We start from the raw sequence: 19,811 nt of genomic DNA on the forward strand, positions 1-19,811 counted from the left end.
GAGATGTCACCAAAAACGGCGACATGCCTTAGGGGACGCATGATTCTATAGGCTTTACCCACCCCATGCAAACGGCTTTAGATCCGCCAATCCCGCTTTTTTCAGCGAATCCACGGCTTTTAGTGCCATTTTGAGATTCACCTAGGTAGAATTGCGCCTATTCTTTCAAGCAGTTAGTGATCCCCATGCGTGTACTCGGAATCGAAACATCCTGTGATGAAACTGGTCTGGCAATTTATGACTCAGAACAGGGGTTGTTAGCCCATGCTCTATTCAGTCAGATCGATATGCATATCCCTTATGGCGGTGTGGTGCCGGAGCTTGCCTCCCGTGATCATGTACGCAAACTCCTGCCACTGACCAAACAGGTGATGGCGGAGGCCAACTGCAACGCAGAAGAGATCGATGCGATCTGCTATACCGCAGGCCCCGGACTGATCGGTGCCCTGATGGTGGGCGCCTCCACTGCTCAGGCACTGGCTATGGCCTGGGGCAAGCCCTGCCTGGGCGTACACCATATGGAAGGCCACCTGCTGGCTCCCATGCTGGAAGAAAAACCACCGGAATTCCCCTTCGTGGCATTACTGGTATCCGGCGGTCACACCCAGCTGATCGACGTACAGGGTATTGGTCAGTACGAAATGCTGGGCGAAAGTATTGATGATGCAGCCGGTGAAGCTTTTGACAAAGCAGCCAAAATGATGGGACTGCCTTATCCCGGCGGCCCTCATATCGCCCGCTTTGCTGAACAGGGAACTCCGGGTAAATATCTGTTCCCACGCCCCATGACCAATCGCCCAGGACTGGACTTCAGCTTCAGCGGCCTGAAAACCTTTACCCTCAATACCGTTGAAGCGGCCAAAGAAGCCAATAATGGTGAGCTGAGCGATCAGGAACGCGCCGATATCGCTCTCGCATTCCAGGATGCCGTTGTCGATACCCTCTTAATCAAATGTAAACGTGCTCTAAAGCAGGCCGGTCGTAAAACACTCGTTATTGCCGGTGGCGTTAGCGCTAACAAAGATCTGAGAGCCAAGCTTGAAGTCACTCTCTCAGGCATGGGTGGCCAGGTGTTTTATCCGCGCAATGAGTTCTGCACAGACAACGGCGCGATGATCGCCTACGCTGGTTGCCAGAGATTGATGGCAGGCCACACCAATGACAAGCAGATTAAAGTCCAGCCCCGCTGGCCACTGACGGATCTGCCGCCTCTGGATCTGCCAACGGACAAAGCGTCAGACTAAAGCTCTGAGGCAACTTTCGCTGCAATCAGCAACTAACAGCAACACTAATCGCAACACATAGGTGATGGTTTGGACCGGGTTTTTATTGAAGGTTTGAAAGTTGATGCCCTGATCGGCGTTTATGACTGGGAACGTGAGATCCTGCAACCTCTGGAATTCGATATCGAGATGGCAACCGATATCCGTCCGGCAGCAGCTGATGACGAGTTGTCACTGACACTGGATTACTTCTCCATCAGCCAGGCGATTACCGAGTTAGTCAAAAACTCATCCTATAAGCTGATAGAAACTCTGGCTGAATCCGTCAGCGAACTGATTCGTGAAAAATTTGGTGTTTGCTGGGTCAAAGTAAAAGTCAGCAAGCCCGGCGCTGTACCAAATGCCCGTAATGTTGCCGTTCAGATTGAAAGAGGCAACCTGGCGCCAAATACTGCGGAGTCCTCACAATGAGCCGCGTTTACCTGAGTCTTGGCAGCAATATCGATGCCCGCAGTAACATCAAAGCAGGTATCGAAGCTCTGAATGCTCGCTTTGGCGAAATGCAGCTCTCTCCAGTCGTTGAAAGCGAGCCGGTTGGCTTTGTTGGCGATCCCTTCATCAATCTGATGACGGTACTGGAAACTGAACTTCCTATCCCAGAGCTAAGTAAACAACTTCGTCAGATGGAATATGACTTCGGGCGGGAAGATAATGCCCCCAAGTTCAGCGGACGCACGCTGGATATCGACATTGTTATGGTCGATCAACTGCATGGCGAACACTTTGACATCCGGCTTCCTCGCAAGGACCTGTTTGAGCACGGCTATATGCTATACCCGCTAGCTCTTATGGAGCCGGATTTAGTGCCGCCTGGTCAGGAAAAAACGGTTCAGGAACTATGGGCTAATTTCCCTTTTCCTGAACAGAAACTCTGGCTGACCGAGCTTTAGCCAAGAATCTTCTCGCTCCTCACTCCCGATAAAGGCGCTCCCGTTAGGAAAGCGCCGCTGTAATCAGCTCCAGGCGTCGCGCTTTAATCGCAGCGCCGATTGCAGGCCCTTTAAGCCCTTGCTCAACAAAACTCTTCGCCGTTACCTGAGCCATCTCTTCAGCAAGCGCCTGCCACCAGTTTTTTAGCGCCTGACAATCCGGATGCCACAGCATCAGCCAGAGATCAAACAGCCCTCCCTGCTTAAACGCACCTGCTTTTTCCAAAAGTGCCAATACCTGTTCAGAATCGGTTACTGGCTCAGCATTCAGTAACGGCCAGAATCTCTGCACCAGCAGAGCAAAATCCTGATAGCGTTTAGGTGCTTTGATACGGGCGCATAAAACATCAATAGCTTCAGACGTGAGGCCATGCAACAGCCATCCCCAGCAAAGCAGAGCTCGAATATCGGTATCAGCCTCGGTCAAAAATTCAGGCAGCTCAAACGCTTGTCCGGCAAGCTCCGCAAACCAGAAATCCAGAGCACCCACTTTTTTCAGCAGCGCAAAGTACTGCTCAGGATTTTTTTCCTGAAGGGCACGCTCTGTTTCTGACCAAACCCGCTCTGCAGAAAGCTGCTGCAGCTCCTCGGCCTCGACCAGAGAGCGCATCAGCTCTTCTGTCTCTTCCGCAACAGAAAAACCAAGACGATAGAAACGAGATAGAAAGCGGGCACCTCTCAGCACTCTTAAAGGGTCTTCTGCAAACGCAGGGGATACATGGCGCAGAATCCTGTTTTCAAGATCATCCAGTCCGTTATAGGGATCGTGAATTTTACCCATATCATCCTTAGCCATCGCATTGATCGTAAAATCACGACGCATCAGATCTTCTTCCAGTGTCACGTCCGGAGATGTGTGACAGACAAAGCCCTGATAACCTTTTCCGGATTTCTTTTCGGTTCTAGCCAGTGCATATTCTTCTTTTGTCTTCGGATGCAAAAAAACGGGAAAGTCTTTGCCGACCTGAACAAAGCCTGCCGCTTTCATCTCATCAGGAGTTGCCCCGACAACCAGCCAATCCCTGTCATGAGCCGACAAACTCAGCAACTCATCGCGCACAGGACCGCCGACAAGATAAATGTCTGCAGATTTCAATACATTATCGTCAGAAGAACAAAGCTGGCTCATTTTTTGCAAAACCTAATCAATGAAACGAATAAAAGTTTAATTTTCTGTAGGTTAACCCCTCAGTGCTATTAAACTTTACGAAAGTGATGCCGATAGTAACCGGTATAATTTTCGGCTCAACTATATAAACGACCTTTTCTGAAGCGGAGCTTTTCAACCCGCTGAATAAAAGACTTTTTAGTTGTGTTCGTATCAGGATGTCAGGAAGAACCGATGTTAAAAACCGTAAAAGTAATCACGGGTACACTGTTTCTTGGATTTATATTGTCTGCCTGTACTATGCCGCATTACGGCTACCAGCAGAACAATCAGCCTCCGGGAACCTATGTACGTATTCCGCCTGCGAAGCCTCAACCGCAACGTAAGGTGATTATCCGCACGGAAACCCATCGCGTTCTGACGCCTCAGATCATTATGGAACCCTGCTGCAACATGCAGCCCGATGTGATCTACCGACGTCGATACTGATTTTGATACGCGTTGAAACACTTTATCGATCTATTTGTGACGGACATCAGGAGTGATGATGATGAAACTTAAACTGGCTTCTCTGGCAATTGCCGGTGCTGTACTGACGGCAGGTTGCGCACCAACTAACCAGCAGGCGATGAACAATCAGGCAAACAGCGATTACGTTGTTTACCAACAGGTTGAACATACCTACAGCCCTAAGGTTGATCCTATTATTGTTCGTGTAACAGGCTACGGTGCTTATCTGGAAAACCCACGTATGTCCAAAGGCCAGAACCAGCTGATGGCGATGCGTGCCTCTAAGCTGGATGCATACCGTGCAATCGCTGAACGTGTATACGGCACCCGTGTAAGCGGTGGATCTACCGTTGAAGCTATGGTTTTGCGTGATGACCGTTTCCGTACCTACGTTGACAGTGTAATCCGTGGTGCAAAAGTTGTGTCTACTTACGAACTGGCTCACAACAACTATGAAACCACTATGGAGCTGGTTCTGGAACCAACTTTCTATGACTGCCTGGGTTCTGCTGATGCCCTGCAATCACCAAACTGTACCGCGCCAACTGTTCACGGCGAGTCTCCGGACACACGTGCTGTGACACGTCCTCTGGTTAAGGTACAGCCAGGACAGTACTACCTTAACTAAGAGTATCTACTGAACTAAAAGTATCTAAAGGCAAACTATCTGAACTAAAATAGCCTGCTGTACAAATATGCTGATACTCAGATCTGTCATCAGCTTGCTATTAACAGATAAATAAGGAGCGGTCGGTTGTTAAACACCCTATTCCGTCACAAGGTGTTGTGGATTCTTTGTCTGATTATCGGACTGGAAACACCTCAAGCAGAAGCCAAATGGCTTGAAGCAACCGGCCAGGCCAAAATTGTACATCAGGATCTGGTCAGCGCCCGCCGTACCGCGATCAGAGACGCCGTCCAGCAGCTTAGCCTGCAGGCCGGCGCTGATGTCAGCAGTTTTCAGCAGATGACCGACGGTGCAATTACCGCTGATAACCTGCGCGTTAGCTCCAACGGCACCGTTCAGGATATCAATATCATTAAAGAGGAAGTGAAAGGCGATATTCTCACGCTGACCATCGAAGCCGATGTACTGATCAAAGATCAGTCCTGCGGCAACGAGTCCAGCAACGCCTACCTGAGAAGCGCCGCGATTACCTCTTTCTATCTGGAAGACCCACAGGCAGCATCTTTCGGCGGTTTCTATAATATTAGTCAGGCTCTGCCTGCAGACCTTTCCCGCCGCCTGGGCAGCTACCAGAAAGTTAAAGCTCTGGATGCCTCCGGCTTTCAGGTTTACACCTCACCAAAAACGATTCCGACCTCTGTAACGACTGAAGGCACTCTGACTACTGCGATTTCTGCATCCGGTCAGCTGGGAGTTCAGTATGTCGTCAGTGGTGTGATCCGTGATATCTCAATGGCCCGACCGGATCTGTTACGGACTAAATCCTATTTCGGTCAGATCAAAGACAAAATGGAACATGGCGATAATCGCTTTGAGCGCCGCTTCCAAATGGATATCTACGTTCACGATGGTTTCAGCGGCGCTATGGTTTACAGTCAACGCTACGAAACTCTGGGCAACTGGAACGTACCTCTTGAAGAAAAACCGGGCTTTGGCTCTGTAGCCTTCTGGAAAAGTGACTACGGCCAGCAGGTCAGCGATGTCTTTGATGAAGTCGTCAGTGACCTGAACAGCACTCTGAGCTGTCAGCCATTTATGGCGAAAATCACCCGTACTGAAGGCAAGAAAATCTATATTGATGCCGGTGCCGGTGAAGGGCTGCGCCCGGGCGATACTCTGAACCTTTATCGTCTGAGCACCTTCTACGATGCAAACCAGAACGCTTTTACCGAGCTTGAGAACACAAAGATTGTGGTCACCCTGAAGAAAGTGCAACCCTTCTTCTCCCGGGGAGAGATCAGTACTGAAACCGATAAGCTGGGTATTCAGCAGGGTGATGTTGTTATCGCCTGGTAAGTGAGTGATCAGTATTCCAATTAAAAAAGGAGCCATGAGGCTCCTTTTTTATTCTCTGATATTACTGCCGAAGCAGTTTCCAATCAGTTGCAGTGCTCAGGACAAACTGTTTTCCACAGCTCATAACCGCCCTGCAAGCTGTATACATCGCTAAAGCCCTGTTCAGCCAGAAACTGTGCCGCAGACTGACTGCTGTTACCGTGATAGCAGCAAACCACCACTGGCTGAGTCTTGTCGGTCTGCTCAACAAACAACTGAACATTATCGTTATTCAAAGGCTGGGAGCCTTTAATAGATCCTGCAGAAAAGCTGGCAGGATCACGAATATCCACAACCACTGCCGCTTCACCGGCTTCCAGCTTGGCTTTTAATTCATCAGGATTCATAAACTGAAATTTCATAGAGACACCTTTTGTCATCACCGGAAGTTATCTGTGGTTTCAGGCTGAAATCCCTTGAGCCAAACCATCAATAGAGCCATCAGCCAAATATAAGTCATCACCCCTAATAGGAATTATCAATCAAATATAAGATATCACTAATGTCTTGTTTGCTGCAAACTTTTGACCGACGTCAGTTTTCCGGTTTCCAGATTTAACGCTGTCAAACTGCCTCCCCAGACACATCCGGTATCCAGTGCATAGATCCCTTCGACATCAACACGACCTTCGAGTGCAGCCCAATGTCCGAAAATGACCTTTTCCTGCATCTTACGTGGATAACTAAACCAGGGAGCATAACCCTCGGGACACTGATCGAGACCTTCCTTAGCATCAAAATCAAGCTTGCCCTTCGGCGTACAGAAACGCATTCGGGTAAAGTAGTTGGTGATCGCACGCAGACGGTCAAAACCTGTCAGATCATCAGACCACTTAGCCGGTTTATTACCATACATATTGTCGAAGTAAGCTTTGCACTGAGAGCCGCGCAGAACTTCTTCAACCTCTTTGGCATAAGCCAATGCCTGCTCAAGATCCCACACAGGAGGGATTCCCGCATGAGTCATCACATACCCCAACCGAGCATCGTAATGACAAAGAGGCTGATGGCGCAGCCAGTCGAGCAGTTGATCTCTGTCCGGAGCCTCAAGAATAGGCTGCAGAGTATCGGAACGCTTTAACCTCGCTCCGGAATAGGCAACTGCCAACAGATGCAGATCGTGATTACCCAGCACACAATGCGCCCTGTCACCCAGAGAGGATGCAAAGCGCAGAACCTCAAGAGACTCAGGCCCACGATTAACAAGGTCACCCGCCAGCCAGAGTTTGTCCTGGTTCGGGTCAAATTGAACAGCATCCAGAAGGAGTTCCAGCTCACTGAAACAGCCCTGCAGGTCACCTACTGCATAAGTTGCCATAACGCTAAATTGCCATCGGTTGTATCGAAAGGATCAGATTGGAATGCGGGATCTTTACCAGCACTCTATCGGCTTATGAGAGATAAGCCGCTCAGTGCAGCATATCCTCTTTAGCCAGCCGGAATGCCGGAATATCCAGCTGCAACGGGCAATCGAATTCGATATCCGTCAGCTCATAGAAACCCTGCATAAAGCCCAGTGGCGTCGGGAAAATAGCCCCGGAGGTATAACTGTAGGACTCACCCGGCGCAATAACCGGCTGCTGCCCTACTACGCCTTTGCCCTTCACCTCATTCACCTTACCGTTACCATCTGTGATGACCCAGGAGCGGGTCAGCAGCTTCACACTGGTACGATTGTTATTGGTGATAGTGACCTTATAGCTGAAAACATACTGATCGCGATCTTCAGCAGTATCCTGTTTGATAAACTTAGGCTCTATTTTCAGATCCAGCAGACCTGCCGATGCCGGCTGATCCTGATCACTGATATCAGTCATGTTTACCCAACCTGTCTGCCAGACAATCACTTAAAGCAACCACTTCCTGCAGGCTGAGGGTTTCCGGACGGCGCTGTGGATCGATGCCCAGAGCTTCGATTTCAGTCACATCCATCAGACCTTTCAGGTTATTACGCAGGGTTTTACGGCGCTGAGCAAAAGCGGTTCGTACCAGGTTATCCAGACACTCCGCAGACTTTGCCGGATGAGGCAACTCTTTGTGTGGCGTCAGACGCACGATCGCAGAGTCAACCTTTGGCATAGGGTCAAAGGCTTCAGGCGGGACAATGAAAAGCGCCTCAACATCACACAGGTATTGCGCCATGATGCCCAGACGTCCCCAGTCATTCGTACCCGGAGCAGCAGCAAGACGCTCAACCACCTCTTTCTGCAGCATAAAGTGCATATCCTGAATATTCTGACGCTGCTCCAGCAGGTGGAAAATCAGAGGTGTGGAGATGTTATACGGCAGGTTGCCCGCAACACGCAGAGGCTTGCCGTCATCGATCAGCTCGGCAAAATCAAACTTCAGCGCATCCGCCTGATGAATCTCAAAACCTTGATGGTTAAAGAATTTCACCTTAAGGCCCGGAATCAGGTCACGGTCGAGTTCAATCACATCAAGACGCTCGGCGGATTCCAGAATAATTTCGGTCAGCGCCCCCATACCCGGGCCAATCTCAACCATGTGGTCATCAGCCTGCGGCGCGATGCTGCGGACAATGCGACGAATAATACCTTCATCCTGAAGAAAGTTTTGTCCGAAGCGCTTACGGGCGCGGTGTTGCTGAGGCTTCTTAGCCATTAATTCCTCTCAGATTCTTCAGGTGTTATCGACTACGGGCTTCTGCCATCAGAGCAGCGTAACCCAGAGCGGTCCAGAGACTGCCTTCATGGGCCTGTCCGGTTCCCGCCAGATCAAGGGCGGTGCCGTGATCTACAGATGTTCTTACAATAGGCATACCGAGGGTGATATTGGCTGCGCGGCCAAATCCGGCATGTTTGAGTACCGGCAAGCCCTGATCATGATACATCGCCAGTACGGCATCTGTGTCTTTCAGATGATGCTCGGCAAACAGAGTATCAGCGGGTAGCGGACCGGTCAGAGCAATACCCTCTTCTGCCAACTGCTGCAGGGTAGGAATAATCACATCCAGCTCTTCACGGCCCAGATGGCCATCTTCACCGGCATGGGGATTTAAGCCACAAACCAAAACTTTAGGTTGCTGCAAGCCAAAATCCTGCTGCAGAGAACGGTAAAGCACGCGACTTACCCGGGAGATCCGCTCAGGAGTTACAGCGTCAGCCACATCGCGCAACGGCAGGTGGGTAGTTACCAGAGCGACACGCAGTCCCTCGGTTGCCAACATCATGACTACCTGTTCAGTTTTCGTTCTTTCCTGCAAAAACTCAGTGTGACCGGTAAAAGGCACGCCTGCTTCATTGATCACACCTTTGTGTACCGGAGCCGTTACCATGCCCTGCCAGCGACCGGACAGGCAGCCATCGGTTGCCAGTTTCAGCGTTTCGAGCACATACGCGGCGTTAGCGGAATTTAACCGGCCTGCCTCTTCCTGCTCCGCAAGGGCAACAGGGATCACGGCTAACTTATTAGCCTGCATCAGAGGCAGCTCGTTATGGGCCTCCACCTCAGTCAGCTCTACCTTGAGGCCAAGATCTTCAGCACGGCGCTTAAGAAGAGCAGGATCCGCTATCACACCTAAACGCAGATGACGGCAATCGACGCCACTCCAGCTCAAGCGCTCAGATGCTTCTTCCCAGCCAGCTGCAAGCTTTAATACCACATCAGGGCCGATACCTGCAGGCTCGCCAGCTGTGATTACCAGAGAAAGACTCACACACTCGCCCTCTTAACGAATCTCGATATAAGCTGCGGCTTTTTGCTCACGCAGCCAGTTATCCAGTTCAGTATCAAATTTACGCTTAAACAGCTGCTGACGCGCCTGCTCACGAACCAGCTGATCGCCAATATCCTGACTACGACGACCTTCTACCCGCAGAATATGCCAGCCGAACTGTGAACGGAATGCAGGGCTGACGCCATTAACGGATGTATTGTTAATAGAGGCTTCGAACTGGGGTACATACTTACCCGGCTTCGCCCAACCCAGATTACCGCCATCACCCGCAGATGCTTTGTCATCGGAGTAAGTCCGCGCCAGCTCGGCAAAATCTTCACCTTTCATAATGCGCTGACGCAGCTTGTTCACCAGCGTACGGGCCTGAGCTTCTGTTCTGAGAGCCGTAGGCGAAATCAAAATATGACGCACCAGAGTTTCGGTCACCAGCTTGGTTGGTCCGCCGCGCTTTTCCAGCAAACGGATAATATGGAAACCGGACGGGCTACGAAGCGGCACTGAGGTTTCATTGATATCCATAGCCGGAACCTGATCGGCTAAAAGCACAGGCAACTCGCTGCCACGACGCCAGTCCATCTCACCACCCTGCAGTGCATATTCGTCTTCAGAAACCCGAATCGCCAACTGGCTGAAATCTTCGCCCTGAACCAGCTGCTGATAGATCTCCTGGGCTTTCTGATCGGCTGCGGCCACCTGTTCAGGAGTTGCCTTTTCCGGAATCGATACTGTGATCTGCTGCAGACGATAGTCTGTACTGCTCAGCTCGGTTTTCTCCTGAGCCAGGAAGTTATCCACCTCCTGCTCAGAGATTCGGATACGCTCACCAACGCGGCGCTGACGTAACTGACTAATTAGTAACTCACGGCTGATCTGGTCACGCACACTGCTGAAAGGAATACCCTGACGTTCCAGAACCTGACGGAACTGATCAACCGTCATCTTGTTTTGCTGGGCGACACTGGCCAACGCTTTGTTCAGTTCAGCATCAGAAACCCGCATACCGGACTCTTCCGCTTTCTGCATCTGGATCGTGTCCAGAATCAGACGATCCAGTACCTGCTTACGCAATACATCACGGGCAGGTGGGGTGATATTCCGCTGACGCAAATTCTGATAAACCGAGTCCAGCTTGGCTTCCAGCTCAGACTGCATCAGGGCTTCCTGATTCACGACAGCCACAACCTGATCCAACGGCTGACGGGCTGCATAAGCTACCGAAATGATACTGATGCTTAGAAAGGTACCTATCAGTAATCCAATATACTTTTTCATAGAACTCTCAATCGTCTTCACTAATAGCTGGAACGAAAACCAGGAATAAATTCCGCAGCTCGCTCATAAGGTTCTTCTTGTCCAATACCACCAAATCCCTTAAGTAGAAGCTCAAGACGGACATTGTTATCGAAAGCTTCCGGGTCGTCGTAATCATCTCCGGCATAGAATTGATGACGAGCTAAACGAATGGCCCAACAACAACTCTCATATTCAATACCCGCAATCCGCTCCAGATGGCGACCTTCCTGAATATCTCTTCGGATCACACCGAATGCTTTCCAGTTTTCATTCAGAGGGGCAATTACACCTAAATCAGCAGTTTCGGTATAGGTAATATCCTGGGTGTCGCTGCAATCCTGGTTAAGCATGCAACCCGTGTAATTTTTTGTGTGTCTCAACAGAAACGCTAATCCCGTAGGATGCGTGCCTGTAATCTTAGTTTCGCGCTGTTCCATAAAGAAAAAAGCTTTATCGGTATTCCACTGGGAGCTTAAATCAACCGTTAACCAATCCAGTGGATAATAACCAACAGAGGCCACTAAGGGAGATACCAGTCGGGAATGTTGGTAGTCAGGTTCATAGGTTGGATCTGTAGATAAGGTCACCGTGCGCTCCTGCATATAAAGCGCCTGCCCAAGGGTAAGGTTCAGGACTTCCCGGCCAGATGCATCATTAATGAAACGCGAAGTAACTCCAAACGCAAGCTTCTGCAAATCACCTTGCCTATCTACGCCAGAAAACCGGGAATCTCTGAAAAGCTGGTTACGATCGAATGAATATTCTGACGTATCGAACACAGGGATATCATACTGATCTTCAGTCGGTGCATAGACCAACTTAATTCGTGGTTCGAGAGTCTGAATATAATCAGATCCAAAGCCTGAAGTTTCACGCTCAAAAAACAAGCCCGAGTCCAATGCAAACGTTGGAAGCAGTCTCTGTTTGCTGCCACTAATACCATCCGGCTGACCTGAAAGAGCATATTGACTATAGGCCGCTTTCAGATCGAGCTGAGTGTATCCCCAGAGCCTGCTTGCACGATATTGGGCGAATGGTTCAAGGTGGGTTCTCTGCGCGATTAAAGCACTGCCCCACGTGATCGCCCCAGTCGTTGGGCTAACAGAGCCCTCTATATCGCTACCATCAAGAATATCTCTATCAAACCAAACCGCCTGATTGTGACTACCGAAACTTAGATCACCGATTCGGTTGGCGTAATTAGCCTGCAACTCTGGCAATTTATAATATTCACGACCCGCATCTGTCAGATTTGGATCAAGCTCCTGAAAGCCCTGGGCTCTGGCTAGATAATGCCAATTTCCATTTCGGTACTGAGTTTCAGAAAGTTGATCCAACTTTTCTGTATTTGCTTCGATAAAGTTGGTCTCAAAAGCTCGGAAATAATAGTCATCCGATGCTTGCCCATAATCGACACGATATATCCAATTGTCAGTCAGGCTTCCTTCTGACTGATATGCAAAGAACTCACGCTTTTTATCTTCAAACAGTGGGTCTGCTTCCAAGAAGTCGTAAGTAATAATCCCATAATGATTATCTGGGAAAAGATAGCGAAACTCTGTACCTAAATGAGTGCCTCTCTCCCGATACCAGTGAGGCGTCAAAGTGGCATCATAGTTAGATGCAAGATTTAGGTAGAGTGGCTGTTTAAAGTGATCCAATCCTTCTTCATCGATGGCAAAGGATGGCATCAAAAGACCTGTATGACGGCGTTCATCAATGGGGAATTTCAGATAAGGCCAATAGAAAACAGGTATATCAGCCAGTTCCAAACGAGCATGAATAGCCGTTCCGAAGCCAGACTCATTATCAAGCTCAATTTCTGAGCCTACTAACTGCCAACTTTTATCATCAGGAGAACAGGAGGTATAACTGCCATCCTCAATAACCACAAGACCGCTATCGTTTCTTTGAATTCGCTCCGCCCTTCCCCGGAAGTTATCCTGAAAAATCAGATATTCAGCATTACGGATATCAAAGGTCTCAGACTGATTATTTAATGTTCCGGATTGGCCATAAACAATACCTGTAGCCTGTCGAACAACGAGATTGCCTTCAGCTGAAATATTGGAACGGTCAGAGCTAATCTTCGCTTTATCTGCCTGCAATATTCCATTTGGGGTGTATGCCCTCACATCCCCCATTAACTGAACTTGCCCATTAGCCTCATAAGTAGCTTCTTTGGCAGTAATTTCACTATCCTGACGGGAAGCAACCTCAGGATGGACATACAGGCCTCTGCATAAACCTTTGGTTTCTCTTTTTTGCTCAGGAGTTAACTGATCAAAAGGTACCCAGTCCAAGTGATAACTTGTAGCCTGGGCTTCATCAGAAGCATAAGTAACAGCAGAGCCAAGCACCAAAAGACTCACAACAGCTAGGCCACATGTCCTCCCCAATGCGCTCTGTTTCGCAGAAGGAATAGACACAAGATCTGAAGATGAAGATGGCAATTTCAAACAAGATCCTTACTTGGCTGGTGTCCGGGCTGAACCTTAAAGGTGTTCGGCCTGAATGAGTTTGGCTGAAATCAGTGTGACAAAGCTAAAAACGCAACATTATAGCGACTTTAAAATATTCCGGCTCTAGGAAATATTTCAGGCAGAAAAAGTATAACGGCTCGGGGAGTTTACTTCATCGCCTGATACCGGCTAATGACAAAGCAATATCCTGCAAACCACTGAAATTGATCAAATATCATGATGCAACAGTCCATTGCCCACTGACGGATTCCTGCTCTGCATCCGCCTGTGAACGCCATTTAACAGAACCACTTAACAGTGATAACAAAAGCTTCCGCCTTCTGTATGGGCAGTGGCAGGCGCTTTTGCCATAATACAGCCGCTTCCGGAATAACACGGCCACGATAAGGAGAGCCGATGACCCCTCGATACACCCAGCTTTGTCAGTGGCTGACTCAGGCAACCAATATCAGTCAGCCTGAGCTTGAGATGGTAGCAGGCGATGCCAGCTTCCGTCGTTACTACCGCCTGAACTGGAATAACGGCCGCACGGACGGTCAGGCTACCTCCTATATTGTGATGGATGCACCACCGCCGGAAGAAGACTGCGCACCTTTTGTCCGTATCGCCCGTCATTGGTTCCGACAGGGCGTCCATGTTCCTGAAGTCATTGCTCAGGATCTGGAGCAAGGCTTTCTCTTATTACAGGACTTTGGCGACAACCAGTTACTACCCAATATCCGCGATGATCAGCAAGCGGCGGATCGCCTGTACAAAGATTCCATCGACGCTCTGATCCGGATTCAGCAAACCTCAGGACTTGAACTCCCCGCCTACGATCATGAACTTCTGACCCGGGAAATGGAGCTGTTCAAAGAGTGGTTCTGCCTGAAATGGCTGGAGTTGGACCTGAGCGACGAAGAGATCAGCCTGCTGGATCACACCTTTGAGCATCTTTGCCATAGCGCGCTGCAACAGAAACAGGTTCCGGTTCACCGTGATTACCACTCCCGCAACCTGATGCTGACCACTGATCATAAGATCGGCATTATCGATTTTCAGGATGCCGTTATTGGCCCAATCAGCTACGACCTGGTGTCCCTGCTGAAAGATTGCTACCTGCACTGGCCCGCATCATTAGTAGATCAATGGCGCAACCATTACCTGCAGGAAGCTAAGAACGCAGGTTTGTTGGCCAGCGATTATTCAAAAGACAAGTTCCGGCAGGAGCTGGATCTGATGGGTGCTCAGCGCCATATCAAGGTGCTGGGAATCTTCTCCCGACTCTGGCTGCGTGACGGTAAGTCCGGCTATCTGAACGATATCCCGCGCACCCTACAACATCTGCTGGAAGCGACCGGTGAATACCAGAACCTGAGCCGTTTCCATCAATGGCTGCTGGATCGCATCGTTCCGGCGATGAATCAAAAACAGCAGAGCCAGCACGAAACTCAGCAGACAGAAGGCGCATAACATGCAGGCGATGATTCTGGCGGCAGGACTTGGCACCCGGATGCGGCCACTCACGGACCATACTCCCAAACCTTTACTCAGGGTTGCAGGTAAGCCGTTACTGGAACACCAGATCAATCGCCTGATCGATGCCGGCGTAGACTCTATTCTGATCAATATCAGCTACCTGGCTGAACAGATTGAAGACTTTATCGCCTCACGTCTGTGGCCCGTTTCCATCACCCTCTCCCATGAGCAGGAACCTCTGGAAACCGCTGGTGGCATCCAGAAAGCGCTGGAGCAGGGCGATCTTGATCCTGAGCAGCCGCTGATTCTGGTGAATGGCGACATCTGGTGTGATTATGACCTCAGCCAGTTACCAGAGTTAGCTCCGGGGGCTTCGGGTCATCTGGTCCTGACCACCAACCCGGAACATAATCCGACTGGGGATTTTCTGTTATCCAATGATGGACAGGTGCATCGCAAACCCTCATCAGCTGAAAACACCGACATGCCCGCCTATACCTTCAGCGGCATCAGTCTGCTTAATCCCGCGCTGATACCCGATAGTCAGACCGCACCACCGCCAGTGGCGTTAGGCCCCTTGCTAAAACAAGCTGCTGAAGAAGGCCGAATTACCGGAGAGTATTACTCCGGTTACTGGCTGGACGTGGGTACACCGGAACGGCTGAATCAGCTGGAGCAGCATCTTTTAAGCTCTGATTTTAAGTGCCGATAACGGCCTGATGTTAAGTACCGATAAGCCCTGACTACAACCCCATACTGTGAACACAAACCGACCATGAACAGCCGCTGGTTTATCTCGTTTAAGATGACAGGATTCTTAACCGGTCTCCTGACCTGGGGCTGGCGGGGTATGCTGATCGGTTTTGTCCTGGGGTATCTGATCGATAAACGTCTGGGTCGTTATCTGGAAGCCTCTCAGGACGCGCCTTACGGCAAGCGCTATCGCAGCAGGGATGAACTGCTTTTCTTTCAGTTCACCTATCAGATGCTGGGCTTTCTTGCCAAGGCTGATGGGCTGGTGTCTCAGCAGGAAATTCACGCCACAGAACACATCATGTCGTCCATGGCACTGACCTCTGATGAACGACTGGCAGCAATCGAAGCATTTAATACCGGTAAATCTCAACCGGAACCGCCCAAGCATCTGATTAAGCAGTTCAAAAAGCGCTTTAAAAACCGCACCGGTAAAAAGATGGAGTGGCTGCATTATCAGTTTCAGCTGCTTTACGCCGAAGGTAAGGCGCATACCAGTCTGGTCGAAACCCTCGGAATGACCGCCTTTTACGCCGGAATCAAACCCGAACAGTTTCAGACGATTCGACAGCAATACCGAAAAGCCTGGCAGGATCAGTTCGGCAATCGGGGACAGGGATTCAGCAACGGCCAGCAAAAACAGGGCAGCCGTGAACAAGCTCAGAATAACCGATTCGAACAGGCTGACTCAGGTGATGATTCGGCATATCAGTCGTATTCCCGTTATCGACGTCATTCCAATGCTTATCAGAGCTTTGGGCAGGAGCTAAATGCCGCTTATCAGTTACTCGGCGTCTCACCGGATACAGATCTGGCATCATTGAAACGCGCCTTCAGACAGAAGATCTCCAAGGTTCACCCGGATAAGCTGGCGGGTCAAAATGCCAGCCCGCAGGAACACGCCAGAGCCAAGGAGCTTTCCCAGCAGCTTCAGGCCGCCTATCAGCTAATCAAAAAGAGCCGAAAAGCTTACTAGCCCACGATTAGCTCTATCCCTACGGACATAAAAAACGGCCAGTCTGACAGATCAGACTGGCCGTTTGCTGTTAGCACCTAAAACCATCACCGATTAATCAGTAACGGGATCGCTCCATACGCTCTTCATAAAGGGAGCGAATCGGCCCTCGAATATAGGAGTCTGCAGGTTCGCGTTCTTCTCCTTCAAACTGATAGAGATAATCCAGCCAACCCCGCAATGATTGAACCACGCGTCTGTCTTTCGCTTCTGACTGACCGGACTGCAACCCTAAGCCACCCAAACGTGTCTGGCGGTAATGAGGGTTACCGGAGCGACGGGCAAAGTTAGCCCGCTCCGTGGCAAAGCTCTTATCGAAGCGATTATCGTCGTAATAAAGATCCAGAATCGGACGCTGCTGCTCCAGCAGAAGAGCCGGCAGATCAACCTCAATCTGACGCTGTGGCATACGCGCCTGAATCATCACCACAGCCTGCTCAGGTGGAGCTGGATTGTCTTTCAGGTAATCCATAATCCAGACTGCGCCAACACCGTGGCCCACAAAAACGATCTGCTCATAGCCCTGACTCAGCAGTTGAGAAACAGCGGCATTGATACGGGCATCGATACGATCCGCTAACGGGCCACGATCCTCCACAGGCACAAAGGTTGGCTTTGGTGGTGGCCAATCAGGATTTGCTGCACCTTCACCATCCTTGCTCTCTCCCAACTCGTCACCTTCCTCATCAGCCGGAGCCTGAGGTTCAGCAGCGGCTTCCTCCGGAGCATCTTCTGCTGCAGCCTCGTCACCGCCCTCACCTTCGCCTTCCGCAGGAGCCTCTTCCTCTTCGCCCTCACCTTTTGGCATCCCCGCAAGCACCTGAGTCGCTGGTAAAGTACGCTCAGGAATTTCAGCAGGACCGGGACTCGGAATCGCAACAGAGAGGGTCGCCCAACCAAAATCAGGCATCTGGGTACGAACAGGATTAACCACCATAGGCCAGTCCGGATGACCATCTTCAATATGCAAAATCACCAGAGCGCCATGGGCTTTTGGCGTATTTTCCGGACGATACAGAGCCAGAAACTCTTCCTGATTGGCTGTCAGCTTCATCACTTCTCTGGGATTCGCCTGACTGGCCAATACATCAAAACGGGTCTTCTCAGCATCAGGGACCACATAAGGCTTTGGCGGCTCTTTTGGTTTTGCCGGTTCTTCCTGAGCCTCTTCACCATCAACCGGTTCCTCCTCTTCAGCCCATACCGAAGGCGCTGAAACGGCAAGAGCAACCAGCAGACTCAGCGCAAAGCCACGTACCAAAAAACAACGCCGCAACGCTTCACGCTGCAAACGCATCGGAGCTGTACGCAGAGCCGATAACAATGAATTTAATTTCCACCCTGAACAAACCATGCCGCTATCCCGTTACTGTGACCATGGCACAGGCAGAGGTTTGCCTCCTGCCTGCGGTAAAACTGAAACCTTTGCATTTCAATGCATTAACTGTGCCTTAAAATCCGTAGCCAGTATAAATAACATCCTGTCGATTAAGAACCCGGTTCCCCTCCCAACAACAAAAAGAAACGCCAGCCATACAGACCATTCTGCCGGACAGCACTGCGCCTCTGTCGTAGCACTCTGGGCGGGCTTTGGTTAAAATGCCCGCACCTGAACCTCAGCCTGTGGCTGCCTTCTTATTTAAGACCGATGAGAGAACCTGATGTCTGATTTCAAAATCGCACCTTCCATTTTATCCGCTGATTTCGCCCGTCTGGGTGAGGAAGTCGATAACGTACTGGCCAGCGGTGCTGATGTTGTTCACTTTGATGTGATGGACAACCACTACGTTCCGAATCTGACCATCGGTCCTATGGTGTGTAAAGCGCTGCGCAACCACGGTGTTACTGCACCGATTGATGTCCACCTGATGGTTTCTCCGGTTGACCGCATGATCGGTGACTTCATCGACGCCGGAGCCAGCTGGATCACTTTCCACCCGGAAGCCTCTGACCATATCGACCGTTCCCTGTCGATGATCCGTGACGGCGGCTGCAAATCCGGTCTGGTGTTTAACCCGGCAACGCCACTGCACTATCTGGACTACGTGCTGGATAAAGTGGACGTGGTTCTGCTGATGTCAGTAAACCCGGGCTTTGGTGGTCAGAAATTTATCCCGGGCACACTGGATAAACTGCGTCAGGCTCGCAAAATCATCGATGAAAGCGGTTACGACATCCGTCTGGAGATCGACGGTGGCGTTGGCATTCAGAATATCCGCGAAATCGCTGAAGCCGGTGCCGATACCTTTGTTGCCGGTTCTGCCATCTTTAACACCGACGACTACAAAGCCACTATCGATGCTATGCGTGCCGAGCTAGCTCAGGTTAAGAAATAAAAAGTAGCTCAGGCCAAAAAATAAATAGTGGCTCGGGTAACGCGTTAAAACCTGATTGACCTGAAAAAGGCATCCATTAGGGTGCCTTTTTTATGTGCCCGCTTTTAAATTGCTTCCCACTCCTCATACAAAAGGTATTCGCTATGCACCTGCTGCTGTCCGATATTCAGCTACTGGCCTTTGATCTTGATGGCACGCTCATCGACTCGGTACCGGATCTGGCGGATGCCGTCGATCAGATGCTGACTGAACTGGACCGACCCAAAGCAGGTCAGGAGAAGGTGCGTAGCTGGGTAGGACAAGGCGCGGTAGTACTGGTCAAACGGGCGCTGGCGGATAGCCTTGAAATTGATGGTATCGATGAAACTTCTGAGCTGTTTATGCAGGCTTATCAGACCTTTCTGACCGCCTACGATGCCAACAAGGGTGCAAAAACCCGCTGTTACGAAGGTATTTTTGCTCTGCTGGATGCAGCAAAAACCAAAAAGATCCCAATGGCGCTGATCACCAATAAGCCATACCGTTTTGTGCCAGAGATTCTCGAACAACTCAATCTGGACGGCTATTTCGATCTGGTATTGGGTGGCGATTCCCTGCCGGAGAAAAAACCATCACCGATGCCTCTGCTACATGCCGCTGAACAACTGAATGCCGATCCGGCGCTATGCCTTATGATCGGAGACTCCATTACTGATATCTCTGCCGGGCAGAAAGCTGGCTTTAAAACAGTGGCGGTTCGATACGGATATGACCATGGAGTTCCAGTAGACCAATGTGGGGCTGATCTAGTGGTTGATTCATTGGCTGAGCTGGTATAACTTAACCGCCTTAGTACTAACAAAAGCCAATTTATCAATACGTTAGTACTTTAGGTTATAAAAAATCAGACTTTTTTATCTTCTTCAAAAAAACGGATCAAATAT

Annotated in this window: 20 protein-coding genes; 11 read left to right on the forward strand and 9 right to left on the reverse strand. The window is 50.1% G+C overall.

What is annotated here, in order from left to right; genetic code table 11:
* The first annotated feature begins 185 nt into the window (after positions 1-185).
* From tsaD to folK, 3 genes are all read left to right on the forward strand, one after another.
* On the forward strand, positions 186-1,244 hold the full coding sequence (gene tsaD / locus BV405_RS09970; RefSeq protein WP_086480703.1) for a tRNA (adenosine(37)-N6)-threonylcarbamoyltransferase complex transferase subunit TsaD: 1,059 nt from the start codon (positions 186-188) through the stop codon (positions 1,242-1,244).
* A 69-nt stretch (positions 1,245-1,313) separates the two neighbouring features.
* A complete protein-coding gene (gene folB / locus BV405_RS09975; protein ID WP_086480704.1) occupies positions 1,314-1,694 on the forward strand; it encodes a dihydroneopterin aldolase in 381 nt (126 codons plus the stop codon).
* A complete protein-coding gene (folK, locus tag BV405_RS09980) occupies positions 1,691-2,173 on the forward strand; it encodes a 2-amino-4-hydroxy-6-hydroxymethyldihydropteridine diphosphokinase (RefSeq protein WP_086480705.1) in 483 nt (160 codons plus the stop codon). Before folB ends, folK begins: the two co-directional genes overlap by 4 nt.
* A gap of 43 nt (positions 2,174-2,216) precedes the next feature.
* Here the strand turns inward: folK and BV405_RS09985 are convergent, their stop codons facing one another.
* Complete coding sequence (locus BV405_RS09985; RefSeq protein ID WP_086480706.1) at positions 2,217-3,341, reverse strand: tRNA nucleotidyltransferase/poly(A) polymerase-related protein; 1,125 nt, start codon at positions 3,339-3,341, stop codon at positions 2,217-2,219.
* Positions 3,342-3,554: 213 nt separating this feature from the next.
* On the opposite strand from BV405_RS09985, the gene BV405_RS09990 reads away from it, so the two are divergent.
* The 3 genes from BV405_RS09990 (at position 3,555) to BV405_RS10000 (ending at position 5,814) form a co-directional block, all read left to right on the forward strand.
* A complete protein-coding gene (locus BV405_RS09990; RefSeq protein WP_086480707.1) occupies positions 3,555-3,809 on the forward strand; it encodes a hypothetical protein in 255 nt (84 codons plus the stop codon).
* A gap of 58 nt (positions 3,810-3,867) precedes the next feature.
* Complete coding sequence (locus BV405_RS09995) at positions 3,868-4,458, forward strand: LPP20 family lipoprotein (RefSeq protein WP_245832291.1); 591 nt, start codon at positions 3,868-3,870, stop codon at positions 4,456-4,458.
* Between the two features lie 126 nt (positions 4,459-4,584).
* On the forward strand, positions 4,585-5,814 hold the full coding sequence (locus tag BV405_RS10000; RefSeq protein WP_086480708.1) for a flagellar assembly protein T N-terminal domain-containing protein: 1,230 nt from the start codon (positions 4,585-4,587) through the stop codon (positions 5,812-5,814).
* Between the two features lie 83 nt (positions 5,815-5,897).
* On the opposite strand, the gene glpE is transcribed toward BV405_RS10000, so the two are convergent.
* The 7 genes from glpE to BV405_RS10035 all read right to left on the reverse strand — a co-directional run bounded on the left by glpE (position 5,898) and on the right by BV405_RS10035 (position 13,302).
* Positions 5,898-6,215, reverse strand: a complete 318-nt coding sequence (gene glpE, locus BV405_RS10005) for a thiosulfate sulfurtransferase GlpE (RefSeq protein WP_086480709.1) — start codon at positions 6,213-6,215, stop codon at positions 5,898-5,900.
* Positions 6,216-6,352: 137 nt separating this feature from the next.
* Positions 6,353-7,171: a symmetrical bis(5'-nucleosyl)-tetraphosphatase gene (locus BV405_RS10010; RefSeq protein WP_086480710.1), complete on the reverse strand. Its 819-nt coding sequence runs from the start codon at positions 7,169-7,171 to the stop codon at positions 6,353-6,355.
* A 91-nt stretch (positions 7,172-7,262) separates the two neighbouring features.
* Positions 7,263-7,670, reverse strand: coding sequence for a Co2+/Mg2+ efflux protein ApaG (gene apaG, locus BV405_RS10015; RefSeq protein WP_086480711.1), 408 nt, complete (start codon positions 7,668-7,670; stop codon positions 7,263-7,265).
* Positions 7,663-8,475: a 16S rRNA (adenine(1518)-N(6)/adenine(1519)-N(6))-dimethyltransferase RsmA gene (gene rsmA / locus BV405_RS10020; protein ID WP_086480712.1), complete on the reverse strand. Its 813-nt coding sequence runs from the start codon at positions 8,473-8,475 to the stop codon at positions 7,663-7,665. Before rsmA ends, apaG begins: the two co-directional genes overlap by 8 nt.
* A 25-nt stretch (positions 8,476-8,500) precedes the next feature.
* Positions 8,501-9,529, reverse strand: coding sequence for a 4-hydroxythreonine-4-phosphate dehydrogenase PdxA (gene pdxA, locus BV405_RS10025; RefSeq protein WP_086480713.1), 1,029 nt, complete (start codon positions 9,527-9,529; stop codon positions 8,501-8,503).
* Positions 9,530-9,541: 12 nt separating this feature from the next.
* Positions 9,542-10,822: a peptidylprolyl isomerase gene (locus tag BV405_RS10030; protein WP_086480714.1), complete on the reverse strand. Its 1,281-nt coding sequence runs from the start codon at positions 10,820-10,822 to the stop codon at positions 9,542-9,544.
* A gap of 20 nt (positions 10,823-10,842) precedes the next feature.
* Positions 10,843-13,302, reverse strand: a complete 2,460-nt coding sequence (locus BV405_RS10035; protein WP_086480715.1) for an LPS-assembly protein LptD — start codon at positions 13,300-13,302, stop codon at positions 10,843-10,845.
* Between the two features lie 420 nt (positions 13,303-13,722).
* On the opposite strand from BV405_RS10035, the gene BV405_RS10040 reads away from it, so the two are divergent.
* From BV405_RS10040 to djlA, 3 genes are all read left to right on the forward strand, one after another.
* A complete protein-coding gene (locus tag BV405_RS10040) occupies positions 13,723-14,778 on the forward strand; it encodes an aminoglycoside phosphotransferase family protein (RefSeq protein ID WP_086480716.1) in 1,056 nt (351 codons plus the stop codon).
* Between the two features lies 1 nt (position 14,779).
* A complete protein-coding gene (locus BV405_RS10045; RefSeq protein WP_086480717.1) occupies positions 14,780-15,496 on the forward strand; it encodes a nucleotidyltransferase family protein in 717 nt (238 codons plus the stop codon).
* Positions 15,497-15,589: 93 nt separating this feature from the next.
* The gene (djlA, locus tag BV405_RS10050; protein ID WP_176330108.1) at positions 15,590-16,513 is read left to right on the forward strand and encodes a co-chaperone DjlA; all 924 of its coding nucleotides are present in this window, start codon (positions 15,590-15,592) and stop codon (positions 16,511-16,513) included.
* A gap of 97 nt (positions 16,514-16,610) precedes the next feature.
* Here the strand turns inward: djlA and BV405_RS10055 are convergent, their stop codons facing one another.
* Positions 16,611-17,876, reverse strand: a complete 1,266-nt coding sequence (locus tag BV405_RS10055; RefSeq protein WP_176330109.1) for a DUF3530 family protein — start codon at positions 17,874-17,876, stop codon at positions 16,611-16,613.
* A 337-nt stretch (positions 17,877-18,213) separates the two neighbouring features.
* Between BV405_RS10055 and rpe the strand changes: the two genes are divergently transcribed.
* Positions 18,214-18,888, forward strand: a complete 675-nt coding sequence (gene rpe, locus BV405_RS10060; RefSeq protein WP_086480720.1) for a ribulose-phosphate 3-epimerase — start codon at positions 18,214-18,216, stop codon at positions 18,886-18,888.
* Positions 18,889-19,031: 143 nt separating this feature from the next.
* Positions 19,032-19,706 (forward strand): phosphoglycolate phosphatase, encoded by a 675-nt coding sequence (locus BV405_RS10065; protein WP_086480721.1) that lies wholly within the window; start codon positions 19,032-19,034, stop codon positions 19,704-19,706.
* The last annotated feature ends 105 nt before the right edge of the window (positions 19,707-19,811 follow it).

Source organism: Oceanospirillum sanctuarii (genome assembly GCF_002150805.1).
Classification (GTDB): domain Bacteria; phylum Pseudomonadota; class Gammaproteobacteria; order Pseudomonadales; family Halomonadaceae; genus Oceanospirillum; species Oceanospirillum sanctuarii.